The organism is Bradyrhizobium icense (assembly GCF_001693385.1).
Taxonomy (GTDB): Bacteria; Pseudomonadota; Alphaproteobacteria; order Rhizobiales; family Xanthobacteraceae; genus Bradyrhizobium; species Bradyrhizobium icense.
The window spans coordinates 2,852,972-2,872,354 of the sequence record NZ_CP016428.1; the positions used below are offsets into that span (position 1 = coordinate 2,852,972).

The following is a 19,383-nucleotide window of genomic DNA, read 5'->3' on the forward strand; positions in this document are numbered from 1 at the left end:
GCGCCGCAGCCTTGGCGCCATGGCTAGGTGAGGCGGTGGAGGTTTCCCAACGGATTGAGGTAGCTGGGTTCCTTGTCCTCATCTTCGCTCTTGCGCTGTTCTGCCTTGGCTTCCTCTTGCAACTTACCGTCGCCGACGACTTCGGCGATGGCTTCCTTGGTCTTCCCCGCAACTCGGCGGGTCGTCCGTTTAATGGTACCCATAATCGTGACCTGCGATGTGGTAGGGCCTAGATCAATGTGCGACCGCCGCCTTCGTTCCTGTACGTACTGGATGCCGATGTCCCCATCGCAGCCGGCACGTAGGAACGTTGCGATGCTCATCCTGCTTGGTTCGCCAGGGAGAACGCTGAAGGTGGTGCCAAGAGTTGAACCCGGAGGCCTTGATGCGCTGATCGTTGGCGGTGGACCGGCGGGATTGACCTGTGCGATCTATCTGGCGCGGTATCGGCGCAAAGTTGTCGTCGTCGATAGCGGGAAAAGCCGGGCAGCGCTGATTCCGGAGACGCACAACTATCCTGGGTTCGCGGATGGAGTTACCGGCACAAGCCTGCTTGAAGCGCTCACCTTGCAGGCGAGGACCTACGGCGTCGAGATCATCGGTGACCGGATTGCGGAGCTGCAACGCGTTGAGGGTGGCTTCGAGGCGAGATATTCCCGGGGAATCATCGGAGCAAAGCGGGCCGTGATAGCAAGCGGATTGGTCGATCGCGACCTCGGCGATCCCGATCTGCGAGAGGCCGTCGGCCATGGGCTGGTTCGATACTGTCCGATATGCGACGGGTTCGAGGCAACGGACCTGCGCATCGGTGTGCTAGGCAGCGCTAATGACGCGGGTGCGAAAGCGCTGTTTCTGCGCACCTTTTCCAGACAGATCACGCTGCTGACGCTGGACGGCAAGGACTGCGGCGAGCCGCTCTCCCGCGAGTTGTCGGAAGCAGGCATTCGCTTGCCCAAGGCCCGCGCGGTAGGCTTCCGCAGGCAGGACAAGCAAATGATCGTGTCCCTGAGCGATGGAACAGTCGAAGCGTTCGACGTGATCTATCCGGTCTTGGGCTGTGAAGTGCGGTCCGAGTTGGGACGGAAACTCGGTGCTCGACACAACGATACCGGCTGTCTCGAAGTCGATGCACATCAACGCACGAATGTGCCGGGATTGTACTCCGTCGGAGATGCCGTTTCAGATCTGCACCAAATAGCGGTCGCAACAGGTCACGCGGCCGTCGCCGCCACCGATATCCACAATAGCTTACCGCGCAATTTCCGCTGACGCTCGGTTATTGAATTCTACGGCTTATCCTCTATGTCGTGCGCGGCCAGTGGGCTTACCGCGGGAGCGTTGAGCGGCGTCCCGTCGATGGCGAAATGAGATCCGTGGCACGGGCAGTCCCAGCACGTCTCGAAGGAATTCCAGTGCAGGTGGCAGCCGATATGCGTGCAAGCGGCCGAGCGGGTATAGAGTTTGCCAGAGGAATCGCGATAGGCGGCGATCTTGCTGAGGCCCTGCCGTATGATGGCGCCATGTCCGGCCTTTAAGTCGCTCACCGAGTTTAGTTCGCCCGGCGCGAGATATTCGGCGAAATTCTTCACCGGGGTCAGATTCTCTTTCACGAAATTGCCGATGGCGGCCGGGGTCTTGCGCGAAGGTTGGTAGACCTCGGTCCATTTGGCGTCGCGGCCCAGGATCAATGCCGCATTGATCATGGCGCCCGCCACGCCGTGCGTCATGCCCTGGCCGGAATCGCCAGTGTGCACGTAGATATTCTCGTTCCCCGGATTCCTGCCGATGAAACCCGCATAGTCGATGGTCTCGAGAACTTGCCCCGACCAGCGGTGGGTGGCCTCCTGGGTCGCAGGGATAAGGTTGCGTGTCCAGGCTTCGAGGGCCTGAAAGCGGATCTCGGCATCGTCGGCTTCACCACTCTTGTGATCCTCGCCGCCGACGATGAGGTAGTCGGTCTGCTCCTCGCCCGGCTGCAGCCGCACATAGTGATAGGGATCCAGCGTGTCCCAATACAGCGCGTCCGGGATCGTCCCCTTCCGGATCGAGAATGCCATTGCATAGGTGCGATAGGGCGCCATCTTGGTGTGCAGGGCAAATCGATCCACGATCGGCGAGTTTGTCGCCACGACTGCTGCGCCGGCAACGACCTTGCCGCCGCCGGTTGAAACGACCACCTTGCCATCGTCACGTTCTTCGATGGACTCGACCACCGTTCCGGCGTGGAACGTCCCGCCCTTCGCTTCGATGATCGCGGCAAGCCCCCTGAGATACTTGAGAGGATGGAACGCACCCTGCCGCCGGTAGCGCAACACGTGTTGTTGCTCGCAGTGGGAGAAGGGAACGCCGACCAGCCGATGGACGGGCGCCGCAACTTTGCGAGCGGCATCGAGCTCGTCCTCGATGATTTTCGAATCCGTGTTGAGCGCCTGAAAAAGATAGCCGTCGAGTCGACGAAAATTGCAATCGATGGATTCCGTGTTCTGCACCGCTTCGATGCGATCGATCGCGGCCGCCTGGCTTTCATGGAACAGGCGCGAAATTACTTCGCCGCGCAGACCGATCATCGCCGATGTCAAATCATCGCAAGGCGAGCCGAGATGCGCCGTGGTTCGCGCCGTCATGCCGCCGGCGATATCGCCGCGATCAAACACCATGACGCGCGAGCCTTCGATCGCGAGTTCGTAGGCGGTGGAGATTCCTGCGATGCCAGAGCCAATGACGACGACGTCGCATTCCCTGTCGGCCTGCAGCGGTGCTGCGTTGGGGGCGACCGCAACGTCCATCCATAGCGACCTGCTACGGCGATCGGCGAAATGACTCATCCGAAAACCCGGTTAACTCACAAAAATTTACTTGAAGGCCAACGGCAGATCGACGCCTTTGGTTCCCCGGATTCGGCCGCGACAGGGCGTGTCAGATCAGCTCGATCAGGCGCCGGGCATCGGCCGGTGCGGCGCTCTTCTGGTCATTGTCGAAATAGACGAAAACGTCGCAGCCCTGCCTTTTCCACGACCTGATGCGACGGGCCCAGTCGACAAGGGCGGCCTCGCCATAGTGATCCTTGTAGCGGCCTCCGGGACCATGCCCGCGGACGTAGACGAAATCGGCAGTGCGCTTCCATGGTGCCGGTGCGTCATGATGATCGGAAATGCACAGCGAGATGTTTTGCTCGCGCAGCAGCCGGATGATCCCGGGCTCGTACCAGCTCGGATGCCTGAATTCGAAGCTGTACCGGCGCTTCTTCGAGAGCAGCTTGAAGAACGAGGCAATCCGGTCGGCGTTGGCTTGGAAATTCGGCGGTAGCTGAAAGAGCACGGGTCCTGCCTTCCTGCCGAGCAGGGAGAGGCGGCTTTCCAGCAGTTCGAGGCTGTTGACCGAATTCTCCGAGAGCCGCTTCCAATGCGTGATGAATTTGGATGCCTTCCAGGCGAATACGAAATCGCTTCCCGTCTGCGCACGCCAGCCCTTTACCGCTTCCGGCGTCGGCGTCCGGTAAAATACCCCGTTCAATTCGGTGGTCCGGAATTGACCGGCGTAAAATTGCAATTGCTCCTTGAGCGGCAGTCCCTTGGGAAAGAACGGCCCGCGCCAGGAATCGTAGTGCCAACCCGAAGTGCCGATGAGGACCCGCGGCATGGCATCACGGCTTCAGCATGACCTTGATGCAGCCGTCCTTCTCATGCTCACAGCAAACGTCGCCACTGCCATGCCACGCCAGCACTTTCATTCCAAAGCCCTCCGATCAGTTGAAAATGATCGGAGATGCTGAGTTGTTCCGACATCAGGTGGGCGCCTCTTCGAGGTCGTCCAGCTCCACGAGAAAGGCCAGCAGCAGGTCTTCCCGCGGCTGCGCGGCATCCCGTGCGGCTTCGCGGTACAAGGCGATTTCGTTCTGGGTCGAGCGTCGGGCCCGGAGCCTCGCCTTGCCATCCCATAGAGGTGCACCGTTCGACATCAGGCCGGCGATGTCCTGACGCAGCCAATGCTCGTGGCAAAGCTGCTGGGATTCCCGCAAGTTCCTGGCTTCGAAAGCGAGGGTGGGTCTTCCGCCGATATCCAGGGTAAAAATCGCGGGCAGCAGCGTCATTCAAATCCAAGCCATATGTCTAAGAGGCCGACGGCGCTGAAAGCCGCAAGTGCGCAGGACATTTCCGCATCGCAATCCGCGTCAGGTTCATGCCGGCGGCCTGAGGTTGTCTGTCAGGCGGTTCAGTTCTTCTGAATCGAGTGGATCTGCAACGAACCTGATTTCGGTAGCGTTACATTTTGCGCATTCGAAGATTCGCTTTTCGGAACGGTCGGAGCCCAAGACAGCGTCGGCCAATCGCATTCGAGTCAGGCATCTGACGCAACGCGGACATTCGATGGGTAAGAGGTCGGCAAGCATCTTGGCTACCTCGGTGCGAGAGTAGCCTGCTGCCGGGTTGCCGTCTGTCCGATCCCCGACATATGCCTTGCGGCTACGCCTCGACGCGCGGGGAATTTTCTGCAGTGCAAAAACGCGGCCAAACCCTGCCGCTGGTGTCGAAGCGGGTTGCAAAGGAACCATGGGGAGTATCGCCGATTGATACGGAGGTGCTGTGGTGAGCCGGAAGATGCCCGACGATGAAATCTTGCATCGTGGCTGCGCTTGTCCTGCTCGCGACGCTCGTGGTGGCCCGGTCTATCGGAGATGGCAGCAATTAAGACGATCGGAGAGCGTCAGAAGGCTGGTAGCCTGACCGTTCGCACGGACGCCGGCAGCGTGGCGTCCCGTGCGAATTGTTGAATAGCGAGGATAAGCAAGATGGCGAAGAAAGCAAAGAAGCGCAGGTATTCAAAGGGCGCATCGAAGAAAGTCGGCCGCGCCATGAAGAAGCGCAAAGCCGGCACGCTGAAGAGCGGCCGATCCGGCAAGAAGGTAAAGAGCAGAAAGCAGGCAATCGCAATCGGCCTGTCCGAAGCCCGAAAGAGAGGCGCCAAGGTACCAAAGAAGCGTTCGAAGAAGTCCTAGTCCGATCGCGCCAGGTCGGCGACGGGACACGCTACCATCCAATCGTCAAGCAGTTCATCCCCGAAATCGTCGAGCGCACGAGGCCGATAGCGCTCCGAATTTCGGGACGACGAGATTATTTTTCGATTTCGGGTGAACGTTGGTTTTCGTGTCATCGGTCTTCGCCGCTCCATCGCCCCCGGTCCGTGAGATGACCATCAGAACGGCGAGCGGTTGACCGAGGTTCCTGTTGTCAGCGCAGAGCCAACGGAGATGTCTCTAAGCCAGCGATGGCTGACCATTGGAGGCGGAAACGCCGCCATCCACCGCTACATTGGCGCCGGTCACGAAACTCGCATCGTCGCTGGCAAGAAACGCAATCACGGCAGCGACTTCGTCCGGTTCGCAAACCCGCCCAAGCGGAATTCGCTCCCGGAACTTGGCCAACAGTTCCTCGTCCTCCATCATGTCGGTCGTCATCCCGGTCCGGGTCAGGCTGGGACAGACGGAATTCACCCGAATGCCCTTCTTGCCAAGGTCGAGCGCCAGCGACCGTGTCAGGTTCACGACGGCGCCCTTGGCGGCGTTATAAGGACTCGTTGCCCAGTCGCCGCCGGTTCCGGACACCGAGGCCGTATTGATGATCGAGCCTCTCGTCTTCTCGAGATGGGGAAGGGCGGCGCGGCAGCCGAAGAAGACGCCGTCGAGGTCGGTTGCCATCACCGTCCGCCATTGTTCGTTGGTGATTTCGGAAGGGGCACCACCTTCGTAGATGCCGGCATTGTTGACCAGGACGTTCAGCCGTCCAAAGCGCTCCACCACGGTCGCGATCATGGCGTCGACGGCTTCGCTATCCGATACGTCGGCCAGGTGGGCCAAGGTGAATTGTGCCGGCAGGTCCCTCGCGACATCTGCCAGCAGCATTTCGTTGCGATCCACCAGAGCGACACATGCGCCTTCGGACGAGAAGCGCCGCGCCGTGGCTTCGCCAATCCCGGAGGCGGCGCCGGTCACGATGACGACCTTCTCTTCAAAGCGCTTCATGTCCGCTCGTCCGAGGAGCGATCATTCGACCGGCCTTCCCGCAAATCAGACCTGTGCATGCTGCCCGCCGGGGCGTGAGATTCGGCTCAATGCCGCACCCGTCCCATTGCCGCCTTGCACCAGCGCGATGTCGCCCAGCGCAATGATGCCGACGAGCCGCTTGTCGCGATTGAGCACGGGCAGGCGACGGACCTGGATGTCGCCCATGTTCGCGCTCACCTCGTCGATATCCTGATCTTCGTAGCAATACTTGACGTCGGCCGTCATCACGTCGCCGACCCGTCCCTCGGGGCCCCGGCCCATGCCGATGCCGCGGATGGCGATATCGCGGTCAGAGATCATGCCGACCAGACGGTCATTGTCGGTTACGGGCAGCAACCCGACACCGAGCGCCGCCATCGCCTGCGCGGCGTCCTTCAACGTATCGTCGGGAGTGCAGAGTTGGACCTCAGGGGTCATCGCATCGGAAACTTTCATGTGAGCCTCTCCGCTTTCCGGTTGCTTCACCCGCTAACTGGCACGTCGGATCGCCGTTCCAGTGGGCCACATGAAATATGCCCACACTGGTGGAGAGACCTCAGACGAGTCCGAAGCCTCTCCTCGATTGTCCTACCAGCGGTGGCTGTCCACACCGACGCCCACGCTAACGCCGGGTGCGCGGAATCCGGCCCGCGGCCCGTCATCCCAGTCGCGATCGCGATAGTGTCGACGCTCGATATATCGTCCGCGCGGCGCATAGGCATATGAATCGCGGACGATCACGCGGCTGCTGCCGCGAGTACGATAGCATCGTCCGTTATCGTCACAGACCATGCGGACCTGCTGTATCAGGTCGGAATTCGAATATTCGCTCTCAGTATAGACGTCAGTCGCATTTGCGCTGCCGGCCAGGAGCGCGCCCGCGCCGGCCAACAGGCCGATTGCAATCTTCCTCATAAGTTCCTCCTCGTTCGAATGCTGCCCGCGGGCTCAAAGCGTCGCACCCGCTTTGGTTCCGGGAGCTAAATCATGAGGACGAAGTTCCGGTAGACGCGTTATCCGGAACAAGCGCGTAGCCAAGGCAGAGTTGTTCGACGTGCTGCCGCGCGGCGGCCAATCGACCGCGGCGTGCGCGCCGGGGACCGCTCGCCGGACTCGGTTGAGACAAGATCGTTTCCGGACGAGGCATTTCGGGAATCTCCGCGGCTGCGCGAGTATCGCTATATCGAGCGAGACGAGCGGACCTGTATCATCAAACCGGCGAGCGCCGCATCATCGAGGAAATCGAAGACCGATATCTAAGCAAGTAGAGAGAGGCGGTCCGAGGGCCGCCTCTCTCCAGTTGCGTATCGCCGCGAAAGATCGTGGTGCGTTCCAGAACTTTCGATGTGAGCAACGTGGGACCATCAGCCGGCTGCGAGGTTTCATCTGCCCGCAGGCAACCTCGCGGCGGCTCGTGCGTTGGCCCACATGGAGCAACCGTAAATGGCCACCGAAACGAAACCCCGCATTCCTCACAACACGCTCGTCCTCATCGGCGATGGCCAAAAGGCCCTCTTTCTACGCAACAAAGGCACCCCGCAGCAGCTCAATCTGGAGGTTGAGCAGGTGCTTGAGCAGGAAAATCCGGCAACGCGCGAGCAGGGAACCGACCGCCCCGGGCGGTCCATTCAGAGCGTCGGCGCGGCCCGAAGCGCAATGGAGCAAGCCGACTGGCATTATATCGCCGAAGAGCGGTTCGCTGGCACCATTGCCGACGCGCTCTATCGGCTTGCCCACGGCAATCGCTTCGACAAATTGGTTGTGGTCGCACCGGCGAAAGTCCTTGGCAATCTCCGACAGGCTTTTCATGCCGAAGTGGCAGAGCGGATTGTAGGCGAGATTCCGAAGCAACTAACTTCCCATCCAATACCCGATATCGAAAGGCTGATGGCGGCTTAGCCGCTTGCGGCCGCCGCAGGCATCTTGCCTTGTCCGGTCAGGTCACGGGGCCCGGATTGAACAGCGCGAGCGCGTTGGTCAACTTCCAGTGCTCGGCCCAGGTCTCGCGGCCGCTCGCCACGTCGAGGATCAGGCGGAATATCTCCCAGCCGACGTCTTCGATCGTCGCATCGCCGGCTGCGATGCTGCCGGCGTCGACGTCGATCAGGTCGTGCCAGCGTTGCTTCAATTCGCTGCGGGTCGAGACCTTGATGACCGGCACGGCGGCAAGTCCGTAGGGCGTGCCGCGGCCGGTGGTGAAGACGTGTAGCGTCATGCCCGAGGCCAGTTGCAGCGTACCGCAGACAAAATCGCTTGCCGGTGTCGCCGCAAAAATCAGCCCCTTTTGGCTGACGCGTTCGCCCGGCGCCAGCACGCCCGCGATTGGGCTGGTGCCGGACTTGATCACCGAGCCCATTGCCTTCTCGACGATGTTGGAGAGGCCGCCCTTCTTGTTGCCCGGCGTGGTGTTGGCGCTGCGGTCGGCTTCGCCGCCCGCGAGATAGCGGTCATACCAGGCCATCTCGCGCACCAGCGCGTCCGCCACCTCCTGGTTCGCTGCGCGCGGCGTCAAAAGATGGATCGCGTCGCGCACCTCCGTCACTTCGGAGAACATCACGGTAGCGCCGGCGCGCACCAGCAGGTCCGCAGCAAAACCCAGCGCGGGATTGGCGGTGACACCGGAGAACGCATCGCTGCCGCCGCATTGCATGCCGACCACCAGCGCTGAAGCGGGGCAGGTTTCACGGCGCCGTTGGTTCAATATCTTCAGACGCGCATCGGCCATCTGCACGATGTCTTCGACGATCTCGCCGAAGACGGTGAGGCCTTCGTCCTGCATGCGCATGATTTCGTCGTCGGCGCTCATGCCCTCGGGCAGCAGCAGTTCGGGCTGCAGCTTCTCGCAGCCGAGCCCAACGATCATCACCTCGCCGCCGAAATTGGGATTGCGGGCGAGGTTCTGCAGCGTGCGGATGGGGACCGCGGCGCCCGGCGCGTTGATCGCAACCCCACAGCCATAGGCATGCGTGACCGCCACCACGTCGTCGACGTTGGGATATTTCGGCAACAGCTCCTTGCGAATCCGCTCCAGCGCGAACTCGACGGTACCGGCGACGCATTGCACGCTGGTCGAGATCGCGAGGATGTTGCGGGTGCCGACCGAACCGTCGGCGTTCCGATAGCCTTCGAACGTGTAGCCTTCCAGCGGTGGCAGCCGGATCGCAGCGCCGTTCGGCTTCGGCAAGTCGTCGAACGAGGGTGCATCGGGCATCTGCACCAGCGATTCCTTGACCCAACTCCCCCGGGCGATCGACGCGGCGGCATGGCCGATGACCTCGCCGTAGCGGCGAATGGCTTCGCCTTCTCCGATATCGGCGAGGGCAACCTTGTGGCCTTGCGGGATCTGTTCGATCAGGCGCAAACCGCACGAGAACTCGGCACCCGGATGCAGACCTCCGGGGTTCGCGACGATCGCGACATTATCGTCCGCGTGCATGCGGATGTAGAGCGGCTTTGCGGCGGCGGGCTGCATATCGAATCCTTGTTCACGGGCGGCATCAGACAACGCGTAGCTGCGCTGTGTAAGTGGGGCAATCAAGGTCAAACCGCGTGCGTGATCAAGCAGCCCCCGGCACGACGCCGGGCGGTGAGGGCGCCTTCCTGTTGGGAGGAAATGCCCGGCTGACGCGGTGGCGCGCGAACGAAATAGTAAAATAATATGACTAGTCAGACCTAATCTTCCATGAAATATTCCCAGCGCTGCCGCCAATGGACAGCGCTAAAGGTGCTTTGATACCGATTTCGGTGATACGAGGCACCCTGACAACATTTTTGGGAGAATGCGTCTCATGACCTCCAAAGCCCTCCTTGCGGCCACCGCCCTGGTCGCCATCACCCTCTCGCTCCCGGCAACCGCCGCTGAATTGACCGTCGGCTTCTCCCAGATCGGATCCGAATCCGGTTGGCGGGCGGCGGAGACCTCGGTCTCAAAATCGGAGGCCGCCAAGCGCAAGGTCACGCTCAAGATCGCCGACGCCCAGCAGAAGCAGGAGAATCAGATCAAGGCGATCCGTTCGTTCATCGCCCAAGGCGTCGACGCAATCTTCCTCGCGCCGGTCGTGTCGAGCGGCTGGGATGCGGTGTTGAAGGAGGCCAAGGAAGCCAAGATTCCGGTCGTGCTGCTCGACCGTGACATCGATCCGTCGGGCAAGGAGCTGTATCTCACCGCCGTCACCTCCGACAGCGTGCATGAAGGTGCGGTCGCCGGCGAATGGCTGGCTAAGACGGTAGCCGGGAAAGCATGCAATGTCGTCGAGCTGCAGGGCACGGTCGGCGCGAGCGTCGCGACCAACCGCAAGAAGGGTTTTGACAGCGTCGTCGCCAAGAACGCTAACCTCAAGGTGGTGCGCAGCCAGACCGGCGACTTCACCCGCGCCAAGGGCAAGGAGGTGATGGAAAGCTTCATCAAGGCCGAAGGCGGCGGCAAGAATATCTGCGCGGTCTATGCCCACAACGACGACATGATGGTCGGCGCGATCCAGGCGATGAAGGAGGCCGGCCTCAAGCCCGGCAAGGACATCCTGACGGTCTCGATCGATGCGGTGCCTGATATCTTCAAGGCCATCGCGGCCGGCGAGGCCAACGCCACCGTGGAGCTGACGCCGAACATGGCGGGTCCGGCTCTGGACGCGATCATGGCCTACAAGGCGAAGGGAACGGTACCGCCGAAGTGGATCCAGACGGAATCGAAGCTCTACACGGCGGCCGACGATCCGCAGAAGATCTATGACAGCAAGAAAGGCCTCGGCTACTGACCGTCCGGCGTTGCGCCGCCGGGCCCCGAGTTAGCTCGCTCCGGCTCGGCGGCGAAAGCCTTCTCGACGAATCCGCCTCATAAGGCGCACATGCCAGGCGTTCGCGGTCGACGCGAACGTCGGTGGGAGTAATGCCGGCATGAATGCAGCTTCCGACCTGGGCCCGGCTCTGCTGGAAGTGCGGGGCCTGAGCAAGAATTTTGGCACCCTGCGGGCTCTGCAGGAAGTGGATTTCACCTTGCGGGCCGGCGAAATCCACGCGCTGCTTGGCGAGAACGGCGCAGGCAAGTCGACGCTGATCAAGGCGGTGACCGGTGTCTTCCCGCGCGATGCCGGCATTGTCAGGCTCAGTGGCACCGAGGTTGCGCTGCGCTCGGCCAAGGCAGCGGTCGATGCGGGGATTGCGACCGTCTATCAGGAGGTCAATCTGCTCCTGAACCTGTCGGTGGCGCAAAACCTTTATCTCGGCAGGCAGCCGACGCGGTTCGGTCTGGTGCGCGAGGCCGAGATGCGCCGGAACGCCACCGCGCTGCTGGCCGAGTTCGATCTGCATATCGACGTCGCCGAGCCGCTCGGAAATTATTCGGTCGCGGTGCAGCACATCGCGGCAATCGCCCGCGCCGTCGACCAGTCGGCGCGCGTGCTGATCCTCGACGAGCCGACCGCGAGCCTAGATCGCCACGAAGTCGAGATCCTGTTTGCGGTGATGCGCAAGCTAGCCACGCGCGGGATCGGCGTCGTCTTCGTCACGCATTTTCTCGATCAGGTCTACGAGATCTGCGATCGCATCACGGTCCTGCGCAATGGCCGGCTGATCGGCGAGCGGAAGACTGCCGAGCTGCCGCGGATCGAGTTGATCCGCATGATGCTCGGCCGCGAACTCGCCGAGACGACGAGTGAGCGCGCGGCAGCGCGGGTGCGGCAGGCGGGGGAGCTCTGCGCGCGCTTCGAGGGTTACGGCAAGGCCGGCTATGTCGCGCCGTTCGATCTCGCGCTTCGCCGCGGCGAGGTGGTTGGGCTGGCCGGCCTGCTCGGATCGGGGCGCACGGAAACCGCGCGGCTGGTGTTTGGCGCTGAGCGCGCCGACAGCGGCAGCGCCACGGTCGACGGCAAGCCGGTTCGGCTGCAATCGCCGCGCGATGCGGTTGCCCATGGCTTCGGCTATTGCCCCGAAGAGCGCAAGACCGAGGGCATCATTGCCGACCTGACCGTGCGCGAAAACATCGTGCTGGCGCTGCAGGCCAAGCGCGGCCTCGCAAAGCCGCTGTCCCGCTCCGAACAGGACGAGATCGCGATGCGGTTCATCCGCCTGCTCGACATTCGCCCGCCGGAGCCGGAGCGGTCGATCGGGCTGTTGTCCGGCGGCAACCAGCAAAAGGTGCTGCTCGCCCGCTGGCTCGCCACGGTGCCGCGCGTTCTGGTGCTGGACGAGCCGACCCGCGGCATCGATGTCGGTGCGCATGCCGAGATCATCCGCCTTATCCGCGAACTGTGCGACGACGGCCTGGCGCTCTTGGTGATTTCTTCCGAGCTCGACGAGATCGTGACCTATTCCGACCGGGTGATCGTGCTGCGCGATCGCGCTCATGTCAACGAGCTGGAAGGGGAAGCCATCGACATCTCCAATATCCTTGCGGCGATTGCCGCTAGCAGCGCCATCGGCGCGGTAGCCGGGCAAGCATGATGCAAAGACTGCTGCAAAGCCGTGGCCTCGCTCAGATTATCGCCTTGCTGGTGATCCTTGCGATCGACCGCGCGGTCTCGCCGCAATTCTTCGATCTGCGGATGCAGGACGGACGGCTGTTCGGCAGCCTGATCGACGTCTTGAACCGCGGCGCGCCGGTCGCGCTGCTAGCGCTCGGTATGGTGCTGGTCATCGCCACGCGGGGCATCGATCTTTCAGTGGGTGCGGTCATGGCGATCGCCGGCGCCATTGCCGCGAGCCTGGCCGACGCCCACGGCCTGCCGCTGGCGCTGGCCGCCGCACTCGGCGCCGGGTTGCTGTGCGGGTTGTGGAACGGCTTCCTCGTTGCGGTGCTCGGCATCCAGCCGATCGTCGCCACACTGATCCTGATGGTGGCGGGCCGCGGCGTCGCGCAGCTTATTACCGAAGGCCGGATCGTCACTTTCACGGCGCCCGACCTGGTCTGGCTAGGTAACGGCGCCGTGCTCGGCGTACCGACGCCGGTCGTGGTCGTCCTTGGCATGCTGATCGTCACGGGTGCGGTGGTCCGCGGCTCCGCGCTCGGCCTGTTGATCGAGGCGACCGGCGGTAATGCAAGGGCGAGCGAACTGGCCGGGATTGGCACGCGCTCCATGATCCTCGCGGTCTATGTGTGGTGCGGCCTGTGCGCGGCGCTTGCCGGCGTTATCGCCGCCGCCGACATCATGGGCGCGGACGCCAACAATGCCGGGCTCTGGCTCGAGCTCGATGCCATTCTGGCCGTCGTGATCGGCGGCACTTCGCTGTTCGGCGGACGCTTTAGCCTCGTGCTGGCAATGGTCGGCGCGTTGATCATCCAGGCCATGAACACCGGCATTTTGCTGTCGGGCTATCCGCCGGAGTTCAATCTCCTGGTCAAGGCAGCCGTCGTGTTGATCGTCCTGCTGCTGCAGTCGCCGCGCTTCGCCAGCGCCGGGGCCGTGCTGGGGAGGGCGCGACAATGAGGCGGCTGCCGCCGGTCGCGATAACGGCCATCGTTTTCGTCGTCGGATTTGCGCTCTGCACGGCGCAATTCCCCAATTTCGCTTCCACTCGCGTGGCGGCCAATCTGCTGACCGACAATGCCTTTCTCGGCATTGTCGCCGTCGGCATGACCTTCGTGATCATTTCCGGCGGGATCGACCTGTCGGTCGGTTCGGTGATCGGCTTCACCACCGTCTTCGTCGCGCTGGCGATCGAGCGCCTCGGCGTTCCGCCCCTGGTCGCCTTCGCCGCGATCCTGATGCTATGCGCCGCCTTTGGCGCAGCCATGGGCGCCATCATTCACGTCTTCGACATGCCGCCTTTCATCGTCACGCTGGCGGGCATGTTCCTTGCCCGCGGCGCCAGCTTCCTGATGTCGACGGAATCGACGCCGATCAGCGCCCCGCTTTATTCGACGGTATCGGATTTCGCGCTGCGGCTGCCCGGGGGAGGCCGGCTCACCGCCATCGCCCTGATCATGCTCGCAGTCGTCGCGGCGGGCGCTGTGCTGCTGCATTTCACCCGTTTCGGGGCCAACGTCTTTGCGCTCGGCGGCAGCCGCGCGACCACCGCGCTGATGGGCATTCCGGTCGGATCCATGACGGTGCGCATCTACATGCTGTCGAGCGTGCTTGCCGGGCTCGCCGGCATTGTGTTCTCCTTCTACACGGCGGCGGGTTACTCCCTGTCGGCCGTCGGCGTCGAGCTCGATTCCATTGCGGCCGTGGTGATCGGTGGCACCTTGCTGACTGGCGGTCAGGGCTCGGTGGTCGGCACGTTGCTCGGCGTGCTGATCCAGGGCCTGATCCAGACCTACATCAATTTCGATGGAACCTTGTCGAGCTGGTGGACCAAGATCGTGACCGGTATCCTGCTCTTTGCTTTCATCGCCCTGCAGCAGGCCATGCTCGGCATCGCCCGCCGCGCCGGTCCCCGTAAGGCAGGAGTTCTCAAATCATGACCTCCCGGCTTGTCGTCATCCCGACGCGGCGCGCGCATTCCAACCACGCCGAAGTCGCCCGCAGCATCGGCATCGACATTATCGCCGGCCGCTACGCCGAAGGTGCCCGCCTTCCGGGCGACGCCGAGCTCACGGCGATGTTCGGCGTTTCCCGCCCGGTCTTGCGCGAGAGCGTCAAAACCCTGGTTGCCAAGGGCCTGCTCACCACCAAGGCGCGGGTCGGCACCGTGGTGCGCGAGCGCGGCGCCTGGAACATGTTCGATGCCGACGTATTGGCCTGGCATCTCGATGCCGGCATCGACCGGCGTTTTCTCAACGATCTCGCCGAAATCAGGCTCGCCGTCGAGCCGCGCGCTGCTGCGCTCGCCGCCAGCCGCCGCTCGGAGGCCGACATCGCCGAACTGAACCGGAGCATGGAGCGGATGCGGCGCGAGGCCTCGGACTCCGTGGGCTTTGCCGATGGCGATCTTGCCCTGCATCTGGCCGTCGCCAACGCCTCCGGCAATTTGTTCATGCGCTCGATCGGCAATGTCATCGAGGCGGCGCTGCGCGCCTCCTTCCTGCTCAGCGCGCCGGTCGAAACGCAGGACCGCGAGACCGTGCTGTTGTGGCACCAGCGTATTGTCGATGCGATCGCCAGCGGCGATGCCGAGGCGGCCACTGCAGCCATGACCGAGGTGATCCACAACGGATTGCGCCGTCATGAGGACGTTTCGCCATCGTCCGGCGCCGCGCCTGCGGTCTCCGCGGTGGTCGAGCCTGGAGAGCAATCATGAACCCGCTTCGCGTCGCCATCGTCGGCTTCGGCAAGATCGCGCGCGACCAGCACGTGCCGGCGATTGCTGCGACCGACGGCTTGGAGCTGGCTGCCGTCGCTAGTCGCAATACCTCGCTCCCCGGTGTGCCACATGCGGCGACGCTCGATGAATTGTTGCGCGACGGTCCGCCAATCGATGCGGTGGCGCTGTGCACCCCGCCGCAGGTTCGCCACGCACAAGCGGCGACGGCGCTAGCGGCGGGCAAGCACGTGATGTTGGAAAAGCCGCCCGGCGCCACGGTGGCTGAGATCAAGCCGTTGATGATCGCAGCTACCGCCGCGCAACGCACGCTATTTGCCACGTGGCACTCGCGCTTCGCGTCGGCGGTGGAGCCTGCGCGGCAATTGCTGGCTGGCCGGCGGGTTAGCGCCGTCAGGATTTCCTGGAAGGAAGACGTGCGGGTCTGGCATCCCGGACAGGCCTGGATCTTTGAGCCGGGCGGGCTCGGCGTGTTCGACCCCGGCATCAACGCGTTCTCGATCCTGACGCGTATTTTGCCGCGGCCATTGTTCGTGACCTCGGCCGATCTCGCATTCCCCGCCAATCGCGACGCGCCGATCGCGGCGACCCTCGCACTCAGCGATGCGCAGGGGCTGAAGATCACGGCCGAATTCGACTTCCGTCAGACCGGCCCACAGAGCTGGGACATTGATCTCGACACCGACGGCGGCCCCGTCACCCTGTCCATGGGCGGGGCAAGGCTGAGGGCGGGGGGCGCGCAACTCGTCGATGCCGGGGACGCCGAATATGCCGGGCTCTATCGCCGCTTCCGCGACCTCGCGGCAACCGGCGAGAGCGACGTCGATCTTGCGCCGCTGCAACTCGTCGCCGACGCGTTCCTGCTGGGGCGCCGCCGCACGGTTGAGCCATTCGAGGACGAGACATGAATACGCCATCCGTCCCGCGCGTGGCGCGTTCCCGCTTCGGTGTCCTGCCTGACGGCAGCGAAGTCGAGCGTGTCGTCCTGCAATGCGATGGCGGGCTGGAAGCGCGCATCATCACCTATGGCGCAAGCCTGCAGGCATTGCTGGTGCCGGATGTCGCCGGACGTCGCGACGACATCGTGCTCGGTCATGACGCCTTCGAGGGATATCTCGCCCGGCGGCAGTTCTTCGGCGCCACCGTCGGGCGGTACGCCAACCGTATCGCCGGCGCGCGCTTTGTGCTCGATGGCACTGAGGTGCAGCTTGCGGCCAATAACGGACCCAATGCGTTGCATGGCGGGCTGGAGGGCTTCGATCGCCGCAACTGGCGGATTGCCGGGATCGAGGACGGAGACCGTCCGGCCGTGACGCTCGCCTACACCAGCGCCAATGGCGAGGAGGGATATCCGGGCGCGCTCGACGTAGAGGTGACCTGGCGTCTCACCGGGCCGATGGAACTCTCCCTGGATATGACGGCGCGGGCCGATCGTCCCACCGTGGTCAATCTCACCAATCACAGCTTTTTCAATCTGGCCGGTGCGTGCTCCGGCCGGAACATTCTCGATCACCATCTCACCGTGGCGGCGGATCATTTCCTCGCCATCGATGCCGGCGCGATCCCGCTGTCAGAGCCACCTTCCGCGGTGGACGGTACGCCGTTCGACTTCCGTACTGGCGTCGAGATCGGGTCGCGGATCCGCGACGACCATCCGCAACTGCGCGTCGGCCGCGGCTACGATCACAATTTCTGCCTCGCGCCGCCAAGAGGCGAGCCTCGCTTCGCCGCGCGGCTCGCAGCGCCAACGTCCGGCCGCGTGCTCGAACTGTTCACCAACCAGCCCGGCCTGCAGGTTTATTCCGGAAACTTTCTCGACGGCTCCACCGCCGGAAAGGGCGGCCGCCTCTACCGGCAGTCCGATGCCATCTGCCTCGAGCCGCAGGCGTGGCCCGATACGCCCAATCGGCCGAACTTCCCGACGGCACGGCTTTCGCCGGGCGAGGTCTATCGCCACACCACACTGTATCGTTTCACGCATGCGCTCCACGGCGCAATCGGGACACAATCCGCGGTAGAGTTGCCCGGGGAGAGCGGGCGATGATTGGTGGTCACAAGATGGAGGAGGTGCCGACCACCGTTCTCTGCAGCGAGCGGTGCCATCTTGGCGAAGGGGCGACCTATGACGCCACTACCGATACGGCCTGGTGGTTCGATATTGTCGAACGGCGGCTGTTCGAGGCGCGGCTCGGTACCGGGCGGACCACCATCCATTCCCTCGACGTGATGGGCAGCGCGCTTGGACGGATCGACGCGCATCGGCAGTTGCTCGTCGCCGCTGACGGTCTCTATGTCCGCGATACCGCGGATGGACGGATGGCGCTGTACCGTCGGCTCGAAGCCGACAATGCCGCCACGCGCTCGAACGATGCCCGGGTGCATCCGTCCGGCACATTCTGGATCGGCACCATGGGGCGCCACGCGGAGCGAGGGCTGGGCGCCATCTATGCGCTGCACCGCGGCGAGCTATCGCGCCTTTATGATCACATCACGATCCCCAACGCGATCTGCTTCTCGCCGGACGGGACCGTCGGCTATTTCGCCGACACTGGCGAGAACGTGCTGTTCCGCGTCGAGCTCGATGCGGCGACGGGCCTGCCATGCGGCGAGCCGAGCGCGCTGGTCACCCGACGGGGCGGCGGCGGCATCGATGGCGCGGTGGTCGATGCCGACGGGCTGATCTGGAATGCGCGCTGGGGCGGCGGCTGCATTGACGTCTACAGTCCGCAAGGCGAGCATCTGCGCACACTCCGCGTCCCGGCGCGGCAATCGAGTTGTCCTGCTTTCATCGGGCAGGATCTTTCGCGACTGCTCGTTACCTCGGCCTGGCAGGGGATGGGGGAGGACGCGAAACGCGCCGATCCCGATCATGGCCGCACCTTCGTGCTCGATGTCGCAGCGCGTGGCCGCCTTGAACCAGACGTCAAACTTGCAACGGCTTGATGGAGAAATACGAGGCGCGGCACAACGCGAAGAACGGCCGAGTTTCAAGAACCGCATTCAGCGGTCCGACAATCCGGGAACCACAGATCCTCGATGATCAAGGGAGTGAAGCATGACTAGTCTGAAGACCACGTTGTCGGCTTTGACGCTGGCAGCAATCATGGCCGCAACGGCGGTGACGGACGCGTTCGCGCAAAGCAAGGGGACCGTAGGCATCGCCATGCCAACCAAGTCCTCGGCACGCTGGATCGACGACGGCAACAACATCGTCAAGATCCTTAAAGAGCGCGGTTACGGCACCGACCTGCAATATGCCGAGGACGACATTCCAAACCAGCTCTCGCAGGTCGAGAACATGGTGACCAAGGGCGCCAAGGTGCTGGTGATCGCTGCGATCGACGGCACCACACTGTCCGACGTGCTGAAGCAGGCCAAGGCCAAGGGCATCATCGTGATCGCCTATGACCGGTTGATCCGCGACACACCCAATGTCGACTACTACGCAACCTTCGACAATTTCCAGGTCGGCGTGCTGCAAGCCCAATCGATCGAGCAGAAGCTGGGGCTGAAGGAGGGCAAGGGCCCCTTCAACATCGAACTGTTTGGCGGCTCGCCGGACGACAACAACGCCTACTTCTTCTACAACGGCTCGATGTCGGTGCTGCAGCCCTACATCGACAGCGGCAAGCTGGTAATCGGCAGCGGCCAGAAGGGCATGGACAAGGTCTCGACCCTGCGCTGGGACGGCGCCACCGCCCAGGCGCGGATGGACAACCTGCTGAGTGCGTTCTACGGCCGCAAGCGGGTCGACGCGGTGCTCTCGCCCTATGATGGCCTCTCCATCGGCATTCTCTCGTCGCTGAAGGGCGTTGGATACGGCAGCGGCAACATGCCGATGCCTGTTGTCAGCGGCCAGGATGCCGAGGTGCCGTCGATCAAGTCGATGCTGCGCGGCGAGCAATATTCGACCATCTTCAAGGACACCCGCGATCTCGCCCGTGTTACCGCCGACATGGTGGACGCAGCCCTCAGCGGCAAGGAAGTGACCGTCAACGATACCAAGACCTACAACAACGGGGTCAAGGTGGTACCTTCCTATCTCCTGAAGCCCGTCGTCGTCGACAAGAGCAACTGGGAGAAGGTGCTGATCGCGAGCGGCTACTACAAACGCTCGCAGATCGACTAAAGAGGATGGCGGCGCC

Annotated in this window: 19 protein-coding genes and 1 pseudogene; 12 read left to right on the forward strand and 8 right to left on the reverse strand. The window is 63.2% G+C overall.

What is annotated here, in order from left to right:
- Nucleotides 1–23: 23 nt before the first annotated feature.
- Nucleotides 24–203: a CsbD family protein gene (locus LMTR13_RS41710; protein ID WP_065732655.1), complete on the reverse strand. Its 180-nt coding sequence runs from the start codon at nt 201–203 to the stop codon at nt 24–26.
- A gap of 112 nt (nt 204–315) precedes the next feature.
- On the opposite strand from LMTR13_RS41710, the gene LMTR13_RS13330 reads away from it, so the two are divergent.
- Nucleotides 316–1,269: an NAD(P)/FAD-dependent oxidoreductase gene (locus LMTR13_RS13330; protein WP_083219028.1), complete on the forward strand. Its 954-nt coding sequence runs from the start codon at nt 316–318 to the stop codon at nt 1,267–1,269.
- A gap of 17 nt (nt 1,270–1,286) precedes the next feature.
- On the opposite strand, the gene LMTR13_RS13335 is transcribed toward LMTR13_RS13330, so the two are convergent.
- From LMTR13_RS13335 to LMTR13_RS13345, 3 genes are all read right to left on the reverse strand, one after another.
- Nucleotides 1,287–2,786, reverse strand: coding sequence for an FAD-dependent oxidoreductase (locus tag LMTR13_RS13335; RefSeq protein ID WP_335622083.1), 1,500 nt, complete (start codon nt 2,784–2,786; stop codon nt 1,287–1,289).
- A 130-nt stretch (nt 2,787–2,916) separates the two neighbouring features.
- On the reverse strand, nt 2,917–3,639 hold the full coding sequence (locus LMTR13_RS13340; RefSeq protein WP_065728278.1) for a DUF72 domain-containing protein: 723 nt from the start codon (nt 3,637–3,639) through the stop codon (nt 2,917–2,919).
- Between the two features lie 145 nt (nt 3,640–3,784).
- Entirely contained in the window at nt 3,785–4,090 is a 306-nt protein-coding gene (locus LMTR13_RS13345; RefSeq protein WP_065728279.1) for a hypothetical protein, read from the reverse strand.
- A gap of 699 nt (nt 4,091–4,789) precedes the next feature.
- Between LMTR13_RS13345 and LMTR13_RS13350 the strand changes: the two are divergent.
- A pseudogene (locus LMTR13_RS13350) lies at nt 4,790–4,993 on the forward strand (DUF6496 domain-containing protein); the annotation flags it as partial.
- Nucleotides 4,994–5,254: 261 nt separating this feature from the next.
- Here the strand turns inward: LMTR13_RS13350 and budC are convergent.
- The 3 genes from budC to LMTR13_RS13365 form a co-directional block, all read right to left on the reverse strand.
- Nucleotides 5,255–6,019, reverse strand: coding sequence for a meso-2,3-butanediol dehydrogenase (budC, locus tag LMTR13_RS13355; protein ID WP_065728280.1), 765 nt, complete (start codon nt 6,017–6,019; stop codon nt 5,255–5,257).
- Nucleotides 6,020–6,064: 45 nt separating this feature from the next.
- Entirely contained in the window at nt 6,065–6,496 is a 432-nt protein-coding gene (locus tag LMTR13_RS13360) for a CBS domain-containing protein (RefSeq protein ID WP_065728281.1), read from the reverse strand.
- 132 nt (nt 6,497–6,628) lie between these two features.
- Entirely contained in the window at nt 6,629–6,955 is a 327-nt protein-coding gene (locus tag LMTR13_RS13365) for a hypothetical protein (protein WP_065728282.1), read from the reverse strand.
- A 528-nt stretch (nt 6,956–7,483) separates the two neighbouring features.
- On the opposite strand from LMTR13_RS13365, the gene LMTR13_RS13370 reads away from it, so the two are divergent.
- On the forward strand, nt 7,484–7,939 hold the full coding sequence (locus LMTR13_RS13370) for a host attachment family protein (RefSeq protein WP_065728283.1): 456 nt from the start codon (nt 7,484–7,486) through the stop codon (nt 7,937–7,939).
- Between the two features lie 37 nt (nt 7,940–7,976).
- On the opposite strand, the gene garD is transcribed toward LMTR13_RS13370, so the two are convergent.
- Nucleotides 7,977–9,512 (reverse strand): galactarate dehydratase, encoded by a 1,536-nt coding sequence (garD, locus tag LMTR13_RS13375; RefSeq protein ID WP_065728284.1) that lies wholly within the window; start codon nt 9,510–9,512, stop codon nt 7,977–7,979.
- A 316-nt stretch (nt 9,513–9,828) separates the two neighbouring features.
- Here garD and ytfQ point away from each other — a divergent pair, with 316 nt between their 5' ends.
- From ytfQ to chvE, 9 genes are all read left to right on the forward strand, one after another.
- Entirely contained in the window at nt 9,829–10,794 is a 966-nt protein-coding gene (gene ytfQ / locus LMTR13_RS13380) for a galactofuranose ABC transporter, galactofuranose-binding protein YtfQ (RefSeq protein WP_065728285.1), read from the forward strand.
- Nucleotides 10,795–10,933: 139 nt separating this feature from the next.
- Nucleotides 10,934–12,478, forward strand: coding sequence for a sugar ABC transporter ATP-binding protein (locus tag LMTR13_RS13385; protein ID WP_065728286.1), 1,545 nt, complete (start codon nt 10,934–10,936; stop codon nt 12,476–12,478).
- Nucleotides 12,478–13,461, forward strand: coding sequence for an ABC transporter permease (locus LMTR13_RS13390; protein WP_065732657.1), 984 nt, complete (start codon nt 12,478–12,480; stop codon nt 13,459–13,461). Before LMTR13_RS13385 ends, LMTR13_RS13390 begins: the two co-directional genes overlap by 1 nt.
- Entirely contained in the window at nt 13,458–14,441 is a 984-nt protein-coding gene (gene yjfF, locus LMTR13_RS13395) for a galactofuranose ABC transporter, permease protein YjfF (protein ID WP_065728287.1), read from the forward strand. The genes LMTR13_RS13390 and yjfF overlap by 4 nt, the downstream gene beginning before the upstream one ends.
- Nucleotides 14,438–15,217, forward strand: coding sequence for a FadR/GntR family transcriptional regulator (locus tag LMTR13_RS13400; protein WP_065728288.1), 780 nt, complete (start codon nt 14,438–14,440; stop codon nt 15,215–15,217). Before yjfF ends, LMTR13_RS13400 begins: the two co-directional genes overlap by 4 nt.
- Nucleotides 15,214–16,146 (forward strand): Gfo/Idh/MocA family protein, encoded by a 933-nt coding sequence (locus LMTR13_RS13405; protein ID WP_065728289.1) that lies wholly within the window; start codon nt 15,214–15,216, stop codon nt 16,144–16,146. The genes LMTR13_RS13400 and LMTR13_RS13405 overlap by 4 nt, the downstream gene beginning before the upstream one ends.
- Complete coding sequence (locus LMTR13_RS13410; protein ID WP_065728290.1) at nt 16,143–17,282, forward strand: aldose epimerase family protein; 1,140 nt, start codon at nt 16,143–16,145, stop codon at nt 17,280–17,282. The genes LMTR13_RS13405 and LMTR13_RS13410 overlap by 4 nt, the downstream gene beginning before the upstream one ends.
- A 14-nt stretch (nt 17,283–17,296) precedes the next feature.
- On the forward strand, nt 17,297–18,181 hold the full coding sequence (locus LMTR13_RS13415) for an SMP-30/gluconolactonase/LRE family protein (protein ID WP_065728291.1): 885 nt from the start codon (nt 17,297–17,299) through the stop codon (nt 18,179–18,181).
- Between the two features lie 112 nt (nt 18,182–18,293).
- The gene (gene chvE / locus LMTR13_RS13420) at nt 18,294–19,367 is read left to right on the forward strand and encodes a multiple monosaccharide ABC transporter substrate-binding protein (RefSeq protein ID WP_065728292.1); all 1,074 of its coding nucleotides are present in this window, start codon (nt 18,294–18,296) and stop codon (nt 19,365–19,367) included.
- Nucleotides 19,368–19,383 lie beyond the last annotated feature (16 nt).

Excerpts from the sequence above, each read along its gene's own strand:
- LMTR13_RS41710 (WP_065732655.1), bottom strand. The coding sequence starts at position 203 with ATGGGTACCATTAAACGGACGACCCGCCGAGTTGCGGGGAAGACCAAG.
- LMTR13_RS13330 (WP_083219028.1), top strand. The coding sequence starts at position 316 with ATGCTCATCCTGCTTGGTTCGCCAGGGAGAACGCTGAAGGTGGTGCCA.
- LMTR13_RS13335 (WP_335622083.1), bottom strand. The coding sequence starts at position 2,786 with ATGGACGTTGCGGTCGCCCCCAACGCAGCACCGCTGCAGGCCGACAGG.
- LMTR13_RS13340 (WP_065728278.1), bottom strand. The coding sequence starts at position 3,639 with ATGCCGCGGGTCCTCATCGGCACTTCGGGTTGGCACTACGATTCCTGG.
- LMTR13_RS13345 (WP_065728279.1), bottom strand. The coding sequence starts at position 4,090 with ATGACGCTGCTGCCCGCGATTTTTACCCTGGATATCGGCGGAAGACCC.
- budC (WP_065728280.1), bottom strand. The coding sequence starts at position 6,019 with ATGAAGCGCTTTGAAGAGAAGGTCGTCATCGTGACCGGCGCCGCCTCC.
- LMTR13_RS13360 (WP_065728281.1), bottom strand. The coding sequence starts at position 6,496 with ATGAAAGTTTCCGATGCGATGACCCCTGAGGTCCAACTCTGCACTCCC.
- LMTR13_RS13365 (WP_065728282.1), bottom strand. The coding sequence starts at position 6,955 with ATGAGGAAGATTGCAATCGGCCTGTTGGCCGGCGCGGGCGCGCTCCTG.
- LMTR13_RS13370 (WP_065728283.1), top strand. The coding sequence starts at position 7,484 with ATGGCCACCGAAACGAAACCCCGCATTCCTCACAACACGCTCGTCCTC.
- garD (WP_065728284.1), bottom strand. The coding sequence starts at position 9,512 with ATGCAGCCCGCCGCCGCAAAGCCGCTCTACATCCGCATGCACGCGGAC.
- ytfQ (WP_065728285.1), top strand. The coding sequence starts at position 9,829 with ATGACCTCCAAAGCCCTCCTTGCGGCCACCGCCCTGGTCGCCATCACC.
- LMTR13_RS13385 (WP_065728286.1), top strand. The coding sequence starts at position 10,934 with ATGAATGCAGCTTCCGACCTGGGCCCGGCTCTGCTGGAAGTGCGGGGC.
- LMTR13_RS13390 (WP_065732657.1), top strand. The coding sequence starts at position 12,478 with ATGCAAAGACTGCTGCAAAGCCGTGGCCTCGCTCAGATTATCGCCTTG.
- yjfF (WP_065728287.1), top strand. The coding sequence starts at position 13,458 with ATGAGGCGGCTGCCGCCGGTCGCGATAACGGCCATCGTTTTCGTCGTC.
- LMTR13_RS13400 (WP_065728288.1), top strand. The coding sequence starts at position 14,438 with ATGACCTCCCGGCTTGTCGTCATCCCGACGCGGCGCGCGCATTCCAAC.
- LMTR13_RS13405 (WP_065728289.1), top strand. The coding sequence starts at position 15,214 with ATGAACCCGCTTCGCGTCGCCATCGTCGGCTTCGGCAAGATCGCGCGC.
- LMTR13_RS13410 (WP_065728290.1), top strand. The coding sequence starts at position 16,143 with ATGAATACGCCATCCGTCCCGCGCGTGGCGCGTTCCCGCTTCGGTGTC.
- LMTR13_RS13415 (WP_065728291.1), top strand. The coding sequence starts at position 17,297 with ATGGAGGAGGTGCCGACCACCGTTCTCTGCAGCGAGCGGTGCCATCTT.
- chvE (WP_065728292.1), top strand. The coding sequence starts at position 18,294 with ATGACTAGTCTGAAGACCACGTTGTCGGCTTTGACGCTGGCAGCAATC.